This window comes from Prevotella sp. SGI.167 (assembly GCF_050313615.1).
Classification (GTDB): domain Bacteria; phylum Bacteroidota; class Bacteroidia; order Bacteroidales; family Bacteroidaceae; genus Prevotella.
Genome location: NZ_JBNPLT010000004.1, coordinates 14,485 through 31,850 on the forward strand (window position 1 = coordinate 14,485; position 17,366 = coordinate 31,850).

Annotated in this window: 12 protein-coding genes; 3 read left to right on the forward strand and 9 right to left on the reverse strand. The window is 45.0% G+C overall.

Going from position 1 to position 17,366, the window contains the following annotated elements; genetic code table 11:
• The first annotated feature begins 88 nt into the window (after positions 1-88).
• A complete protein-coding gene (locus ACQRBJ_RS03265) occupies positions 89-640 on the forward strand; it encodes a porin family protein (protein WP_441931632.1) in 552 nt (183 codons plus the stop codon).
• A 92-nt stretch (positions 641-732) separates the two neighbouring features.
• Here ACQRBJ_RS03265 and ACQRBJ_RS03270 read toward each other — a convergent pair whose 3' ends face one another.
• Entirely contained in the window at positions 733-3,666 is a 2,934-nt protein-coding gene (locus tag ACQRBJ_RS03270) for a TonB-dependent receptor (protein ID WP_445302846.1), read from the reverse strand.
• 293 nt (positions 3,667-3,959) lie between these two features.
• Between ACQRBJ_RS03270 and aroB the strand changes: the two genes are divergently transcribed.
• A complete protein-coding gene (gene aroB, locus ACQRBJ_RS03275) occupies positions 3,960-5,006 on the forward strand; it encodes a 3-dehydroquinate synthase (RefSeq protein ID WP_445302847.1) in 1,047 nt (348 codons plus the stop codon).
• Positions 5,007-5,045: 39 nt separating this feature from the next.
• Here aroB and ACQRBJ_RS03280 read toward each other — a convergent pair whose 3' ends face one another.
• The 8 genes from ACQRBJ_RS03280 to rfbD form a co-directional block, all read right to left on the reverse strand.
• The gene (locus ACQRBJ_RS03280) at positions 5,046-6,068 is read right to left on the reverse strand and encodes an AMP-binding protein (protein ID WP_445302848.1); all 1,023 of its coding nucleotides are present in this window, start codon (positions 6,066-6,068) and stop codon (positions 5,046-5,048) included.
• A 19-nt stretch (positions 6,069-6,087) separates the two neighbouring features.
• The gene (locus ACQRBJ_RS03285; protein WP_445302849.1) at positions 6,088-7,164 is read right to left on the reverse strand and encodes an o-succinylbenzoate synthase; all 1,077 of its coding nucleotides are present in this window, start codon (positions 7,162-7,164) and stop codon (positions 6,088-6,090) included.
• 64 nt (positions 7,165-7,228) lie between these two features.
• Entirely contained in the window at positions 7,229-8,758 is a 1,530-nt protein-coding gene (locus ACQRBJ_RS03290; RefSeq protein ID WP_293629499.1) for a bifunctional GNAT family N-acetyltransferase/carbon-nitrogen hydrolase family protein, read from the reverse strand.
• 144 nt (positions 8,759-8,902) lie between these two features.
• Positions 8,903-10,627 (reverse strand): sulfatase-like hydrolase/transferase, encoded by a 1,725-nt coding sequence (locus ACQRBJ_RS03295; protein ID WP_445302850.1) that lies wholly within the window; start codon positions 10,625-10,627, stop codon positions 8,903-8,905.
• A gap of 12 nt (positions 10,628-10,639) precedes the next feature.
• Positions 10,640-11,719, reverse strand: coding sequence for a BamA/TamA family outer membrane protein (locus tag ACQRBJ_RS03300; RefSeq protein ID WP_294971421.1), 1,080 nt, complete (start codon positions 11,717-11,719; stop codon positions 10,640-10,642).
• Between the two features lie 125 nt (positions 11,720-11,844).
• Positions 11,845-12,810, reverse strand: a complete 966-nt coding sequence (locus tag ACQRBJ_RS03305; protein ID WP_153123199.1) for a PCMD domain-containing protein — start codon at positions 12,808-12,810, stop codon at positions 11,845-11,847.
• Positions 12,811-13,051: 241 nt separating this feature from the next.
• Positions 13,052-14,185, reverse strand: coding sequence for a dTDP-glucose 4,6-dehydratase (locus ACQRBJ_RS03310; protein ID WP_445302851.1), 1,134 nt, complete (start codon positions 14,183-14,185; stop codon positions 13,052-13,054).
• 82 nt (positions 14,186-14,267) lie between these two features.
• Positions 14,268-15,140 carry a dTDP-4-dehydrorhamnose reductase gene (gene rfbD / locus ACQRBJ_RS03315; RefSeq protein ID WP_445302852.1) on the reverse strand — a complete coding sequence of 291 codons (873 nt, stop codon included), beginning with the start codon at positions 15,138-15,140 and terminating at the stop codon, positions 14,268-14,270.
• Positions 15,141-15,705: 565 nt separating this feature from the next.
• On the opposite strand from rfbD, the gene ACQRBJ_RS03320 reads away from it, so the two are divergent.
• Entirely contained in the window at positions 15,706-17,343 is a 1,638-nt protein-coding gene (locus tag ACQRBJ_RS03320) for a DUF6377 domain-containing protein (protein ID WP_445302853.1), read from the forward strand.
• Positions 17,344-17,366: the final 23 nt, after the last annotated feature.

The window sequence follows — 17,366 nt, forward strand, 5'->3', positions numbered from 1 at the left end:
GATATGAAAAAATACCTAATACTCTGAATCAACAGAGATGAAGGCTTATCAACAAACAACAGTATTAACAATTAAAAAATTAGAGATTATGAAGAAATTATTGGTTATGGCAGCCATGGTGCTGTCTTCAGTAGGTGCTTTCGCACAGCAGGCTGCTGGTACAACAACTATTCAGCCTAAGATTGGTTTGAACGTTGCTACAATAGGTGATAACGACTGGAAGGCAGGTTTCGCTGCTGGTGCTGAGTTGCAGTATCAGTCTACAAGCAACTTCGGTATTGCTGTAGGTGCTCTCTATTCTGTACAGGGCTTCAAGGCAGAGGACGTAAAAATTGCAGGTATGACTTTTGAAGGTGGAAAGTGGAACCCTGGCTATATCAATGTGCCTATCACTTTGAACTACTATCCTGTAGCTGGTCTTGCTCTCAAGGCAGGTTTGCAGCCAGGTTTCCTGGTAAACAAGGACGATGCTGAAGACGTTAAGACAGTAGATCTCTCTATCCCTGTAGGCCTCTCTTACGAGTACCAGAACCTTGTTTTCGATGCTCGTTACAACATCGGTGTAACTAAGGTTTTTGAAGACGTCGATCACTACAACAACGTAATCCAGATTACTATCGGTTACAAGTTCGCTCTCTAAAAAGCAGCGACTTTAAAATAAGACAAAAAAGAATCCCCGCTCCTCATCATGAAGAGCGGGGATTTTTTTTGGCATATCTATTTAAACTTCACTTAGAACATTCTTCCTCCTGGATGGCCACCACCGAATGGGCGACCATGGAAGTTAGGACGACCGCCAGGACCTCCAGGGCCATCAAATCCACCCTTGCGTGCCTCCTTGCCTCCAAAGAGATTCAAGCGATAAACCACATGGAGCATCGCATAGCTGTTGATGGCATTATACTCGGTATCCGTACGGGATGTAGCCGAGATAGCACGAGAGAAGGTGCTCTGCTGACGAAGAAGATCGTAGAACTGAAGCATGATGGTAAGAGGCTTGCCCTTCAGGAAGCCCTGAGAGAGCTGCGCATTCCATACAAACTCATCGGTGTTCATACTACTGTCGTTATAGCCACGGCGACTGTTGATAGAGAGACTTGAGTTCAGGCTGGTTCCCCAAGGAGCTGTAAGCGTCATGCTTGGACCATAAGAGAACTGCCAGGTCTCGAGGTTGCTGGTAGGCTGAAGCTTGTTCTTTGCCTTATTGTAAGTAAGCGTACCATCGAGCGAGAACTCAGCCCAGTCATTACGATAGCTGAAAGAAAGATTCTGACGCCAGGTGATACTGCGGGTAGTATTCTTCTGAGAGTCTGATTTCTTGTCAAGACTCAGATAACTTACATAGTTATTGTAATTGGCATGGGCTCCAGTATTGATGTTCCATACACCTGCACTATCGATAGAGCAGTTGAACATGAAGGCTCCCATCGCATTCCAGTTTCCATTGATATTCTCTGGTCGGGTGATTCTTCCACCAGTCGTCTCATCGTATGTCACCTTATTGCTGATGCTATTGTTGGTGGTAGAGAAGTTGACGAAAGTCATGATACCCTTATTATGGTTCTGCACGAAATTGTTGTAGAACAATCGGAAGTTCTGAGTGAACGATGGCTTCAAGCCTGGGTTACCCATCGAAATGTTCAACGGATCGCTGTTATCCGTGATGTCGAGCAACTGAGAGATGCTTGGCTGAGAGGTTGTACCACGATAGTTGATTCGCAGGTTACTCATCTTTGAGAAGCGATAACGGAAATCGAGGGTTGGACTCACATTCACCACATTGCGAACGGTATCTACATGCACGCCCTGATAATCCTGGATATACTTAGACTGCTGTGGCTGAACCATCACACCAAAGTTCAGGTTATACTTCTGACGGATGAATCGCATCATCACCTGGATATCATGGTTATAGTTACGATACTCTGAGAAGCGACTCAAATTATCATCCCTATAGTCATTGAGATGACCGGCAAACGGATTCAAGTAGCTGTCCCAACCGCGATATTCATGATCACCACTCATCGCATACTTACTGAAATCGTAGGTGCTGCGGTCGCTCTTGGAGTAGCTGTAAGTAAACTTATAGCTGAACTGCAGGAAGGTAGCCTTCCAGAGCGGCTCACTATAGGTCAACTGTCCCGCATAACTGTAATTCTTCGAAGGAGTCAGGTTATAGCGGTTGGTCTGATAAGTAGAATCCTTACCCTCCGCTGTCTGCACAAGATAGAGTTTTGCATTGTTGAGCGAGATGCTTTTGCTGTCATTATCAGTATATTTGGCATCCACACGGAAGGTGATGTTGCGTCCCTTGTTGCCCAACTTGCGGTTTACCTGCAGCATACCATTGATATTGTTATTATCAGAGTAGGTGATGCCGTTGGTCAACTGGCTGTTTACCATAGCCTCAGCCTTCTCCATCTCTTCGATACCTTCTTCAGAAAGAGGATCTTTGGTAGTGATGGTATAAGGATCCTTGTTATAGGAAGCCGACTGGCTACCACTCAAGCCATCGCTGGAACTCCAGGAGATGGAAGGACGGAAGAGGATATTGGTCATGGAATCAGGCATCCACTCCAGACGGATGTTACCATTCCAGCTGTTGCTGCGGGAATAGCTCTGACTCAAGCTGTTACTGAAGGAACTGCTGGTACCCATAAAGTTCTCGCTGGAACGGCTGCTCCATACATCGCCATCGCTGTGGTTCCAGCGGAGAGAGGTATTGAACTTGAACTTGTCTTTCAACTCATAGTTGTAGTTGGCGCCTATCATCTTGCTGGCATTCAAACCGTTGGCACCGCCCCAGAATCCTCTGCCAGGACCACCGCCGAATCCACGGTCACTGGTATTATTGGCATTGGCAAAGAGCATGAATCGGTTGTTGTTGGCGAAATAGCCACCCATACCACGCATATTATAGCGGTTCTTGTTACCCACACCCAGGTCGATATTGGAAATCACACCCTTATTCATCCCCTTCTTCACACCGAAGTCGAGCACGGTCTGTTCCTCACCGTCATCAATACCAGTCACCTTGGAGAGATCGCTCTTCTCGTCGTATGCCTTGATCTTATCAATGATGCTGGTAGGCAAGTTCTTCAGAGCAGTCTTGGTATCGCCCGTCATAAACTCCTTGCCGTCTACCAGGATTTTCTTCACTTCCTTACCGTTGATCTTGATGGTACCGTCATCGCTGACCTCTGCACCCGGCAGACGCTTCACGAGTTCCTCAACCACCGAACCTTCCGGTGTGCGGTAGGCTGCCGAATTATAGACGAAGGTATCCTCCTTCAGACTCACCTTCTGAGCCATGGCGGTTACCACGGCACCTTTCAGCATGATAGCATCAGCACCAATGACCACATTCCCCATTGCCAGATTCTTGTCTTCAGAAATCTGGATTCGCTTAACGGTAGGCTTGTAACCAACACTGGTAATCTTGAGGAGATACTTGCCATTAGCCGGGGCATTGACATGGAAGAGTCCCCGCTCATTAGAAATGGCACCCGACACGTATGTACTGTCGGTTTTGAGTAGTTGAATCGTTACTTGCTCTACAGGGTCCTTGGTATCGCGGTCTGTTATCTTACCGCTAATCAAACGCTCTTGAGCTAAGGATGCTATTGCAACGAGCATCAACAGCATCGATAGAATTGATCTTTTCATTATTTGTTGAATGTTATTTATTATTTCTAAATTGTATATAGACTTGCTTTTATATGATTAGACCCGATTAGAGCGCAATTGTAAAAAACAGATGCACTTTTTGGGGCATTTTGCTTCATTTGACGAACGAAATGTATCAAGGTTTAAACTTTTATTGATAAAAAAGTGCTTATTTATTTTGTTTTGTCTTCATTTTAACGTACCTTTGCAGCCAAAATAGCCGTGGCGTTGTCCTTTCGGGACTTCCCAACGGCCCTATATAAATTCGTCTTTTTTAAAAACGTTAGTAAGTTATGAGTCAAAGAGTAATCATATCAACCCATCTGGAGAGCGAACTGGTAACCGCTCTCGCTGAGTGCGAGCACGACAAGCTGTTTGTGCTTACCGATACCACGACCCAAGAGCTGTGTCTGCCAGTCATCAAGAACTTCTATAGCCTGAAGCACATACAGGTAATCACTATTCCTGCAAGCGACAGCCATAAGGACACCGAAAGTCTGATGATGGTATGGAAGGGACTGCAGGAGGGTGGCGCTTCACGCCATTCATGCATGATTAACCTGGGAGGCGGTATGGTAACCGACCTGGGTGGTTTTGCGGCCAGCACCTTTAAGCGTGGCATCAACTTCATCAATATCCCTACTACCCTGCTTGCCATGGTAGATGCATCGGTAGGCGGAAAGACCGGTATCAACTTCGGTGGTTTGAAGAACGAAGTGGGCGTATTCAACGACTCTAAATACGTGATTCTCGACACAGAATTTCTGAAGACTCTGGATGCCGAGAACATCTGTTCGGGCTATGCAGAAATGCTGAAGCACGGCTTGATTTCTACCGAGGCGATGTGGGAGGAACTGGTAAGCTTCGACCTTGCCAACCCAGACCTGAAGCAGTTGCAGCGCATGGTGGGCGACAGCGTGAAGGTAAAGGAGCGCATCGTAGAGCTGGATCCTCATGAGAAGGGCATCCGCAAGGCTTTGAACCTGGGTCATACCTTCGGTCATGCCTTCGAGAGCTGGGCTTTGAAGCGCAAGCCTATCCTGCATGGCTATGCCGTAGCATTCGGTCTCATCCCTGAGCTTTATCTCAGCGTGGCTAAGACAGGATTCCCTACAGACAAGATGCGCCAGACCGTTACTTTCATCAAGGAAAACTATGGTACGCTGAATATCACCTGTGATGACTATGATGAGCTCATCGAGCTGATGCAGCACGACAAGAAGAATCAGAATGGCATCATCAACTTCACCATGCTTGGCGGTATAGGGGATATCCGTATCAACCAGACAGCTACTACAGAAGAAATCAAAGAAGCACTCGACTTCTTTAGAGAAGGATAATATAATATGGCGGGCTATCAACCCGCCATTATTGTATCCTTATGCCAAACAGCATCGCTTTGGCTTTCCGGTTTCGGTAAGCGGAACATGCTCTACATATCGGAATTCCCTTGGAATCCAATATTTATGACTTTTAGATTCAGATGATTTATTTGAATCATCTGATTTACCTGATAAGAGGCGGCGGACAGTCGCCTCTACTTTTTTTATATCCTCATCCTCTGTCAGGAGGACTGCGATTTCTCCAAACTTCCCGTCTTTCTTCTTGGCTATCATGAAAGGTTTTTCCAAATGAGGTTTCAGAAAAGCCTCCACTTCTTCTATCTGTATCTTGATGCCACCACTACAGATGACATTGTCTTTTCTGCCCTTGATGCGGAAACGGAGTTTTTCCACCTTATTATATATATAGGGTTCTATCTCCACGATATCATTCGTTACCAAGGTTTCAGCACAAACCTGAGGGGCATCAATGACAAGACAGCCTTCTTCGGTCCGACTGATATGAACGCTATCGAAAGGCTGATACCATTCGCTTGCCTCATCACCATTGATTCGCCTCAGAGCAATATGAGACAAGGTTTCGGTCATGCCGTAAGTGCTCCAGATGGCGATATTGCCGGGAAATGACTTCAGTTCCTTCTCTAAAGCTGCATCAATGGCACCACCACCGATAATCAGATGACGGATATGGCAGAGCCGTTCCCGCTCCTCAGGAACCTGCAGGGTATTATATACCTGCATCGGAACCATGGCTGCGAAAGTAATCTCTTCATTTACATCTTTCAAAGGATGCCCACTTGGAGAGACAGAAATAAGATGGAGATGGCGCTCAATGCTTCGTACCACCACCATCTTACCGGCAATATAATCAAGCGACATACAGAGCAGAGCGCTATCACCTGGCTTCAATCCAAGGAAATCACAAGTGATGCGGGCTGAGTTGAGCATTCGCTTCTTCTCTACCATCATCGGTTTGGGTTTTCCTGTGGAACCACTGGTATGTACAAGCACCCGGTCGCTATCGTTATTCCATTCGGAAAGGAAATCTTCTAATGTCATTTTCAGAATTCTTCCTAAGTTATTTTACGACAAATAATTGATCACCCCGAATCTCCAAAGGCATTGGGATGTTATCGGTAAAGAGCTGACCGGTGCCCAGACCTTGCGGCATCTGGACATTAGGACCATATACCTTGGCAGCATAATGGGCAATGGCATGGAGACCGATATTGCTCTCCAAAGCCGAGGTAATCCAACTGCCGATGCCACGCTGGTTAGCCAACTCAATCCACTCGTTACATCCATAGATTCCACCATGAAGCGAAGGCTTCAGGATGATATACTGAGGGCGGACGGTATCGAGCAAAGCCTGCTTCATACTACGGACATTCACACCAATCAGTTCCTCGTCCAGGGCGATAGGAAGCGGTGTTTCGCGACAGAGCTGAGCCATTTTAGACCACTGATGCTGCTTGATAGGCTGCTCAATGGAATGGATATCATACTTAGCCAAAGCCTCCAGCTGACTCATCGCATTCTCCGGCAGGAATCCACCATTGGCATCTACTCTGAGTTCTACCTGATCACGGGTATAGACATCACGAATACGCTTGATAAGATTGAGTTCCTTAAAGAAATCGATGGCACCAATCTTCAGTTTCACACAATGGAAACCTGCCTGGAGCTTCTCCTCCAACCGAGCCAGCATCTCCTCATAGGTGCCCATCCATACCAGTCCGTTGATGGTAATGCCCTCTTCTCCTCGTCCGAAAGGAGAGTCGAAGAGATTGGCCAGGTTCTCCATTCCAGCTGGAACAGAGACACTTACTCCCTGCTTCTTCGCTGCATCGAAGCACGAAGCAAAGGCTGTTTCCAGTCCGAAGGTGATGCTAGGATAGGCACGAATCATATCGTAAGGGATGCGTCCCATCTGTTCCACTATCTGGCACACCTGTCGAAGGGTAACAGCATATTCCGGTTTGGCATCGCAACTCAAATCAGGGAGCGTAGCACACTCTCCCACTCCTTCTATCCCCGGCATTTCATCCGAAGTAAGAGTCAGATAATAACTGTGTCTCGTGGTATAAACTCCACGAGACGTGCCTGCTGGCTGCTTAAAGTGGAGCGTGCGCTCCGAGATTTCTATCTTATACATTCTTTATATCTATATATCAATACAATTGAATTCTTCACTCTTCGTTCTTCACTCTTCACTTAACTTACTTCTTCTGCTTCAAGTCATACAGATCCTTGCGGCGATCACGAAGATTTCGAACGGCACCGTAGGTATGAAGCTCGTTCAAGAGGTTCAAATCTACATCTGATACGAGAATCATCTCAGTATTAGGTGTTGCCTCCGAACGCTTGCCATCGTTAGGGAAGGCGAAGTCGCAAGGGGTGAATACAGCACTCTGGGCATACTGGATATCCATGTTGTGAACACGGGGCAAGTTGCCCACACTACCTGCAATGGCTACATAGCACTCATTCTCGATGGCACGAGCCTGTGCACAGACTCTTACTCTAGAGTAAGCATTCTGCGTATCGGTCATGAATGGAACGAAGAGAATCTGCATACCATCCTCTGCCATCAGACGGGAAAGTTCAGGGAACTCCACATCATAGCAGATGACGATACCAATCTTACCACAATCGGTATCGAAAGTCTGGATATGGCTACCGCCACTCAATCCCCAGCACTTCTGCTCATCTGGAGTTACGTGAATCTTCTCATACATATCCACGCTACCATCTCTACGGCAAAGGAAACCGACGTTATAGAGGGAATCGTCCTTGAGATAAGGCATACTACCGGTAATGATATTGATGTTGTAGCTGATGGCCAGTTCACGGAAACGGTCACGGATTTCTTCTGTATATTGAGCCATCTTGCGGATGCTCTGTGCCTCACCCAAATCATTGAAACGTGCCATCAACGGCGCATTGAAATACTCAGGGAAGAGAATGAAATCGCTCTTGTAGTCGCTTACGGAATCCACAAAGAACTCAACCTGTTCAAAGAGGTCATCTACCGAAGCGTATGGGCGCATCTGCCACTGTACCAATCCGATTCTTACGGTTGGCTTGCGGTCTACGTAGGAATCCGTAGGTGGCTGATAGTAGATATTATCCCACTGCAAGAGGGTTGCACAGTGTTCGCTCTCCTCATCACTAGGAAGATAGTTGCGAATCACACGGCGTACGTGGAAATCGTTGGAGAGTTGGAAAGTAAGAACCGGGTCGTAAATCTCACGGTTTCTTACGTGTTCGATATACTCCTTAGGGCGCATCTTGTCGGCATACTTATGATAGTTTGGAATACGACCACCAAACATGATAGCCTTCAAGTTGAGCTTCTCGCAGAGTTCCTTGCGATACTCATACATACGACGAGCCAATCGCAAGCCACGATAATCTGGGTGGATAAATACCTCAATACCATAAAGGATATTGCCGTTTGGCTGGTGGGTATTGAAGGTTTCATTGCCTGTCACCTGAGCATAGGTATGGTCGCCTTTCACCATATTATAGTTGACAATGATGGAGAGCGCACAGCCCACAATCTTATCGTCAACGATAATAACCACCTGTCCCTCAGGGAAGATTGTAATGAGTTTCTTAATTTGTTCTTTTGTCCAGAATACATCTGAGTCTGCGTAAATACGCTTAAATGACTTGGCAAGCTGGTCATAATCCTCCATGCGGAGGTTGCGCATGCTCACCTTTTCGATTTTTCGAGTTGGTTCCATAACAACTGTATTTTTATTATTATCTAAATCCGGGTGCAAAGTTACAGCAATTTATAGATACGACAAAGAGTTTTCGTAAATAATTGATATTTACGAAAACTCTTTTCATATATTTTGCTGTAAGAAAGCCTTTTGGCTTAGAATTTAACGCAAAAACTTGGCATCTTCCTGCGGTATTGCCTCGTCATGATCATCGAGATAGAGCAACTTTACCGGATGATATTTATCACTTGCCACCGAGTATTCATCCTGACGATAATGGGTCTGAATGCCACCGATGCCCAACATGGTATGAAAAGCCGAAAGACTGCTCTGTACCTGTTTTGACCGATTTTCTCCCAATGCCTTCAATATATCCGGATATTGTTTACTGAATCCTTCAGAAGTCCAGATGATGAAAGGCACATGCAGTTCGTAATCCGAAGCCTTCGGGGCAGCATGAAGGAAGAGGTGGCGATCATCATCGAAGATATTCTCTCCATGATCGCTGGTATAGAGCATCGCTGATATAGGCTGACCATATACCCCATCCGTCTTAGTCTGTATCCCCTCCCATTTCTGCAGACGTTCAATGATACCATGCAGGATATAATCGGTATATCGGATGGTATTATCATAGGCATTCAAGAGGTCACGCCGATTCTCCGACTTTGCCTCACTTCTGCTATCGGGCTTGAAATAAGCGAAACTACGGGGATAACGCTCCTGATAATTGAAGTGAGAACCATAGGTATGAAGAACCACGAAGAGCTTGCGATAACGGTAATGGGCAGACGAGGAAGCATCAGCCTTGGGCAATATCTCATCCAGTTTCTGCAACAAATCCTCATCATAATGATTACCTTGCAAAGCATCCTCTTTCTTCAGAAAATAATGTTCATCAGCCTGTTCTCCCAAAAAATCGATAAACGAATGATTTGGCAACTGGTTGCTGATAAACACAGTATAGAATCCGGCTTCCTTAAAGGCCGCCAGGATGCCTTTCTCATGAAAAAGGCGCTCAAAATCCTCTGCCGATGCAGCAGACAGAAGCATCGGAACACTCTTATGAGTAGTATTGCTCTGAGTTGTCACATTCGGGAAAGCTTTGATACCCTGCGTTTTGGAGAGCAGTGGATTGGTATCACGAGGATACCCATAAAGACTGAAGTTATGGGCACGAGCCGTCTCTCCTACCACCATTACATACACCTCAGGTGCATAGAGCGAGCGCTCACTTTTAGCCTCAAACTTAAAATTACGGCTTGCCTCCTTATAATTCTCTGAAGCAGCATTGCGCTCAAAAGCCAGATAAAGGTTGTAACAGATATTGACGGGATAAAGCTGATTGCGCATACGGTAATCATCCACCATCAGATAGCTTGCCAGCAGACAGAACAGTCCTATAGCCCCAATCTGCATTGCCCAATGGCGGACTCTCTGCTGGAAAGAAACCGACAACCGGCTATCTCTTCTGATAATGACACCCCCCAGGATAAGCAAGGGCAAATAAACCACGAAGACACCAACCACGGCAGGAGCCAGATTATCGAGCAGCTCCATCGCCTCACCGGGATTGGTAGTTACGAGATTCAAAAACATATCTACCGCTATCACTCCCGTTCCGAAAAGATAAAGCAATACCAGCTGGAACGCAGCGAAAAAGACAAAGATAAATGCCCACCATATCATCTTACCAGGACGCTTAGCCGCAGAAAAGAACAACATATACAGCGACAAAGGCAGCAACACATTGACACCACATGCCCACGGAGTCAAACACTCGGTATAACACAAGGCTATATTAGGCAACAACAATGCCACCACGGCATAAGCATACAGAAATTGCCCCGATGACACCTTATTATATATATAGGATAAACGATTCATTCTTCTCTTGTATTAAAATGCCTCATTGATATTAAACAGAAAGCCAGACTGTCCCGACTTACCAAATCCATAATCCAAACGCACATTGACATTCTTCTTAAACTCCCATCGGTAACCCACACCAACATTAGGCAAAATCCGATTACTGCGCAATTCAGAGAATTTAGGAAAAACGGTTCCAGCTCCAGCCCAAACCACGATGCCATTCCGTTTCCAAACATGTTGGCGCAACTCCACCGTAGCCTCCAAGGAATGCTTGTCACGGTAACGACCCTCGTAATAACCACGCATAGAGCTGGTACCACCTAAATTGGCCATCATACCCCATGAAGGATTGCCGAAATTGAAATTTGCTCCTAAATCTTCGGCAAGAACCGTACCCTCTCCCAACTGCTGATAGCTGTCAAAGCGGAATTTTGTGGTACTGAAGGCATAATCATTTCCCATAAATCGAGGGCGGAACATCTGCTTCAGATTGAGATAGATGCCCCGATGCGGATTGGTAAGATTATCACGATTATCATATACCAGCGATACACCGGCTCCCACATTCCATGTATGGTGATCCATTCCATTCAGTAACTCCGGACGCTCAATGTGCTTACCAATTACATAATCATAACTAGCCATCGGACCAACATAGAAATTGTCTGCCACCCGGAACAGGAAAGCAGCCTCAGCCTGTGCCTGCCATCGTTTCATGTCGCTCTTATTGTCATCGTTATCACCCATCTCATAACCTATTCCCCAGAAATCAGAAGGGAAAGAATAGAAATAAAGACGATAATCTATGCGATAACGACCACGAGGTGCTATATGATTTCCACGAACACCCAACATATAGAAACCTACCGTGCTCACATCACCGAAAAGCGAAACATTGGAAGGAGGAAGTAGGGTATCATTGGCGTCTGAACGATAAAGACCTGCCGCTACCATTCCTAAGCCAAACTTCGTATCAGAAGCATAGTGAGGACCTCCGATGATACTGAAGTCAAACCGCTTATGCTCCTTGTTTTTGTTGGCATCATTAAAATAGTCAAGAAATCGTGTCATCCATGATTTTCTGGCATGCCGGGTTGTATCCGCCATCTGCTGTGAGGGGATTGTATCTTGCGAAAATGGCTCAAAGGCATAACAGCCCAATGCCATCATCATGACTAGTATTGTCAGAATATGCTTCATAATGTCTATAATCTTGATTCTACATGTGATTTTTACTCGTAAACCAATGCCACATTATCTATCCACAATGTATTACCCGGTGTACCGATATAGGCTCCACCATGGGATGAAGAGAACTGCAGGATAAGATGCGTAGGCGTCTCATGATTGCCCGCCCATCCGGTTTCCCTTACCGGCACACTTTTTCCCTTGCTGTTGCGGGCATAGTCGGTAGAGCGAAGTCCCATCGTAGCAGCATCATAACCAGCCATGTGACGGATATCGCCATAATGAATGGTATAAGTAGCATCATTCACCCATCCGTTGGTACTTTTTCCATACTTTACTACCATCGTGCCCACTCGTTTGGCTGTGATGTTTCCCTGAGCATCTTCATGGCGCTTCTGCAAATAGAGTACGGCAATGGCATAGTCGCGACCTGCTACAGTGGATGCTCCACTGAATCCATTCTGCTTGATACGGTTAGCTGATTGAGGCATATATGTTTTATAGTCAAATTGTACTGCCTTAGGACGTGCAGTGAACGGAATACCCCAATTGATGGCTTTCGGACCATCTTTGGTACTCGTAATCGGTTCACGTACATCACCCAGGAAAAGGGAACCTGCTGCCAGAACCTTGATATTGATAAGTCCAAGCACCTTCACTTTCTCTATATGGGTTTCCAATTTAGCGCAATATCCATTGCCACGCTTGTCACGATAAACCGAGTTATTGGTTTTGTAGATACCCGAAACATGTGCCAGAACATTGGATGATCCCCAGGGGGAACCACCCTTGTTGGTATAAGGAGTATTACCATTGAGGGTCATATTAGGTCCTACGGCATAGATGGTTTTCTGATTTCCACCAATGATAGCCGACTCCTTGATGTTTCTAATCACCCAGTGATCCATGTTTCCATATTTTAATGGAACTACCTTTTTCTGTCCTTGTACAGGAAGGCTAGATAAGGATGCCAAAGCTATTGCCAAGCTAAATACTATTTTTTTTTCCATACCAGTTTATTTTATTTCATTTCTGTTTTATTCCTATTCAATCTAAGAGAAATTCACAAGACTTCAATGATAGGATTTGCAAAGATAGAAAAATATTCTGTACTTTTCAGTTTTCCGGAAAATAATGATTGAAAATTAAGAAATAATAATAGATTTAGTCGTTTTTTATCGTATAAAACAAAAAATCCTGCATTTGACTGAGTGGCAAATGCAGGACTTTATGTATAATAATATGTATCAATTATCGATTGGAATACATGTTGTCGTAGTACTTTTGGTAATCACCAGAGGTTACGTTGTCCATCCATTCCTGGTTATCAAGATACCATTTTACGGTTTCCTCGATACCCTCCTCAAACTGGAGAGATGGCTCCCAACCCAATTCCTTCTGCAACTTTCTAGAGTCGATGGCATAACGCATATCGTGACCCTTTCTGTCTGTTACGTAGGTGATGAGATCCATATCCTCGCCTTCCTTTCTACCGAGCAATCTATCAACGGTCTTGATAACCACCTTGATGATATCTATGTTCTTCCACTCGTTAAAACCGCCGATGTTGTAAGTCTCGGCAATCTTGCCCTTGTGGAAAATCATATCGATGGCACGGGCATGATCCACTACATACAACCAGTCGCGCACGTTCTCACCCTTACCATATACTGGCAATGGCTTGCGATGAAGGATGTTGTTGATGAACAGCGGAATCAACTTCTCTGGGAACTGGTATGGACCGTAGTTGTTAGAGCAGTTGGTCACGATGGTTGGCATACCGTATGTATCGTGGAAAGCACGGACGAAGTGGTCTGAGCTTGCCTTAGATGCTGAGTATGGAGAGTGAGGATTGTACTTGGTAGTCTCCAGGAAGAACTCCTCGCCGTAAGCCTCGTGGTTCTTACCGCTGGATGCCTTGGTAGTGAAAGGAGCAGAAACGCCCTCAGGATGAGTCATCTGCAAGGCACCATACACCTCATCGGTAGAGATGTGGTAGAAACGCTTGCCCTCGTAACCCTCTGGAAGGCTCTCCCAGTAAATCTTTGCCGCCTGGAGCAGAGACAGGGTACCCATCACGTTGGTCTGAGCGAAGGTGAAAGGATCCTTGATACTTCTATCTACATGACTCTCGGCAGCGAGATGGATGATGCCATCCACCTTGTAGTCCTGCATCAGCTTCAACATCTGGTCGAAATCGCAGATATCGCCCTTAACGAAAGTATAGTTAGGCTTGTCCTCAATGTCTTTGAGGTTAGCCAGGTTACCTGCGTAAGTCAACTTGTCGAGGTTGATGATGTGATACTCAGGATATTTGTTCACGAAAAGTCTTACAACGTGTGAGCCGATGAAACCAGCACCGCCCGTGATAATGATATTCTTCATTTACTTTGAACTTTGAAAATTGAACTTTGAACTTTATGATTCGTTTTTTTGAGCAGAAGCTACTAAAGCTTCTAACTCTTTATTATTTTGCTTCCGCCAATTCGGCGATACACTTCTTCAAACTGTCAGTCCAGTATGGCACCTTAAAACCGAAGGTCTGCTTCAGCTTGCTCTTGTCGAGCACAGAGAAGTGAGGACGCTTCACTGGGCTTGGGAACTCCTCGCTGTAGCATGGTTGAATATCGCAGGTGTTGCCGCTGAGTTCGCAGATAATCTTGGCAAAGTCAAACCAGGAGCATACACCCTCGTTAGAGAAGTGATAGATGCCGGTCTTGTCAAGTTGGTTGGTCTCGATGATGTGAGAGATGACAGCAGCAAGGTCACCGGCATAAGTAGGAGTACCCACCTGATCGAATACCACCTTCAGGGTGTCGTGGCTAGCCGTGAGACTCTGCATGGTCTTCACGAAATTCTTTCCCCACTGAGAGTAGAGCCAAGCAGTGCGAATAATGATATGCTTGCAGCCCGTATCCTCGATACTCTTTTCACCCGCCAATTTGGTCTTACCATATACACCAAGCGGATTGGTTTCCCAATCTTCCTTACAAGGAATATTCTTATCGCCTTGGAACACATAGTCGGTACTAACATGAATGAGGGTACCATCTACTTCCTTCATTGCCTGAGCCAAATTGCCAGCCGCAGTATTATTAAGTAAATTGGCTAAATCAAAATCACTCTCAGCCTTATCCACGTTGGTATAAGCTGCACAATTAACGATAACCTGAATATCATTCTCCTTTACGCTGGCACGGATAGCGTCAAGATTAGTGATATCCAATTTCTCATAGCCTTCAGCCACATCGGTGAAGACAAACTTGTGATTGCTTCTTTTGGCGCAAATCTGCATTTCATGACCCAACTGGCCATTAGCGCCTGTTACTAAAATATTCATTGGTCGTTAAATATTACCTTTTAATAAAACTATGTGGCAAAAGTACAGATTATTTCTGAGATTCCCAAAAAATAGCAGAGGAATTTGTATTAATAATATATAAATAAGGTGTAAACCCTAAAAATGGAAAATGAAGAAGACAAAAAAACCGCCAGAATCTTTCACAAGAGCCTGACGGGTTTAACCTAATACACTAATTTTCTTTTCCCTTAGATAAACTAAAACCTGTTTTTTATTTAAATCAACATACTAAATCAACAAAAGGAATATTTACCTTAGAAGACTTGAAGTGGTAGTATAATAACTACTTTTTTCTTTTTTCGATTGCAAAGATACTACAAAAAATCTACAGTTGTATCCCTAAGTAGCAGAAAAGTAAATGGAAAGTAAAATTCCACCTTTCTAACTTGTTTTAAATCAAAAACTTACAAAATTAACCATTTTTATCAAAGTAAATACTATAATACCATTTTTTATTTGTATCTTTGCAACACAAAAACGACAAATAGACTAATTTTATCCTTTTCAGACTACAATTATGTCATTTACAAAACATAAACAGAAGATGAGACTATTACTAATACTTCTTATGCTTATGATGCCACTGCTCGCTCAAAGCAAAACCGACGAGAAAAAGCTCCTTGAGCGTATCGACTACATGATTGATAACGACAAGCATTATCAAGATATCAAGGAAAACGAGCTCAAACATCTGAAACAGGTAGCCTTTGATGCAGAAGATGACAAGACCCGACTCCTTTTCCTTGACAGCATATACCGTGCCTACAGCGCCTACCGCTACGACTCGGCATACGCTTACATGCAGCGTGGACTGGAGTTGGCACAGAAGATCAACGATACCTATTATATAACTCTCAACCAGATTAACCGGGCGTCAGTACTCTCGGTAAGGGGATTCTATGACAAAGCCGAAGCTCTGCTCGAATCACTCCATCCCGACACGATGCCCTACAAGCTGAAGTTATACTATTACTATACCTTCGCCTGGATCTATAATTACTGGGAATCATACGCCCAAAACTCTGATTACGCAAAAGAATTCCGCACCCAAAGGAAGCATTACATGAATCTCTTGCTCCAGAGTTTCAAAGAAGATAGCAGAAACACCGTCTACTACAATTATCTGCTAGGCGAAAACATCTATTTGAATGAGCCTACCAGCAAGCAGTCGCTCTACCATTTCATGAAGGCAGTGAAGATGTCTCCAGCCAAATCACGCATCCATGCCATGTCGGCATACGGTGTCGCCAGATATTACAAACTTACAGGTAACTTCGATCTCTACGAGAAATATCTCGTGGAAGCATCTGTGAGTGATGGCCTATGCCAGCTCAAGGAAACGTTAGCCCTGCAGAAACTTGCCTACTTTCTTTTTAAAAAGGATGCAAGCAACAGTAAGAGAGCTGCCAAATACATCCAGCACACGATGGAAGACGCCCAGTTCTTCAACAACCGACTGCGCATGATGGAAATTTCCAATATCCTTCCAGTCATTGCTTCTGCCAACCAGCAGGCTGCCGAGAAATCACGTACCCGTTTCCTCTTCGGCTTCATCGGTGTTAGCGTAGCACTCATCATCATCCTCATTCTCTCCTTCGTCAACAACCGACAGAAGAACAAGCTGAAGAAAAACAAGCAGGAAATAGAAGAGCAGAACGAGAAACAGAAAGAAATGAACGCACAGCTCACCCAGCTGAACCAGCAGCTGATAGAAACAAACATCAAGCGAGAGACCTACATGCGACTCTTCATGGACATCAGTGCGGCATATATCAGAAAATTGTCAGATTACCGCAAACTGGTGAACCGAAAGATCAAGGCTAACCAGACTGCCGACCTGCTGAAAACCCTCAACACCCACAAGATGGAAGAGGAGGAGTCACAGATGTTCTACAACCGCTTCGACAAGGCGTTCATGGAACTGTATCCCGGTTTCGTGACGGAGTTGAACAAGCTCCTGCTGCCAGAATGCCAGCTGGAACTTCCTACTGCCCACACCCTGACCACGGAAATCCGTATCTATACATTGATGCGACTAGGCATAACCGACAGTCAGGAGATAGCCACCCTGCTGCATTATTCCACCCAGACCATCTACAACTATAAATCGGGGATGAGAGCAAAGGCAAAGAATCGCGAGACTTTTGAGAGCGACATCAACCGTCTCTGCCATATTATATAATAAGAAGTTAAAGGAGTTAAGAC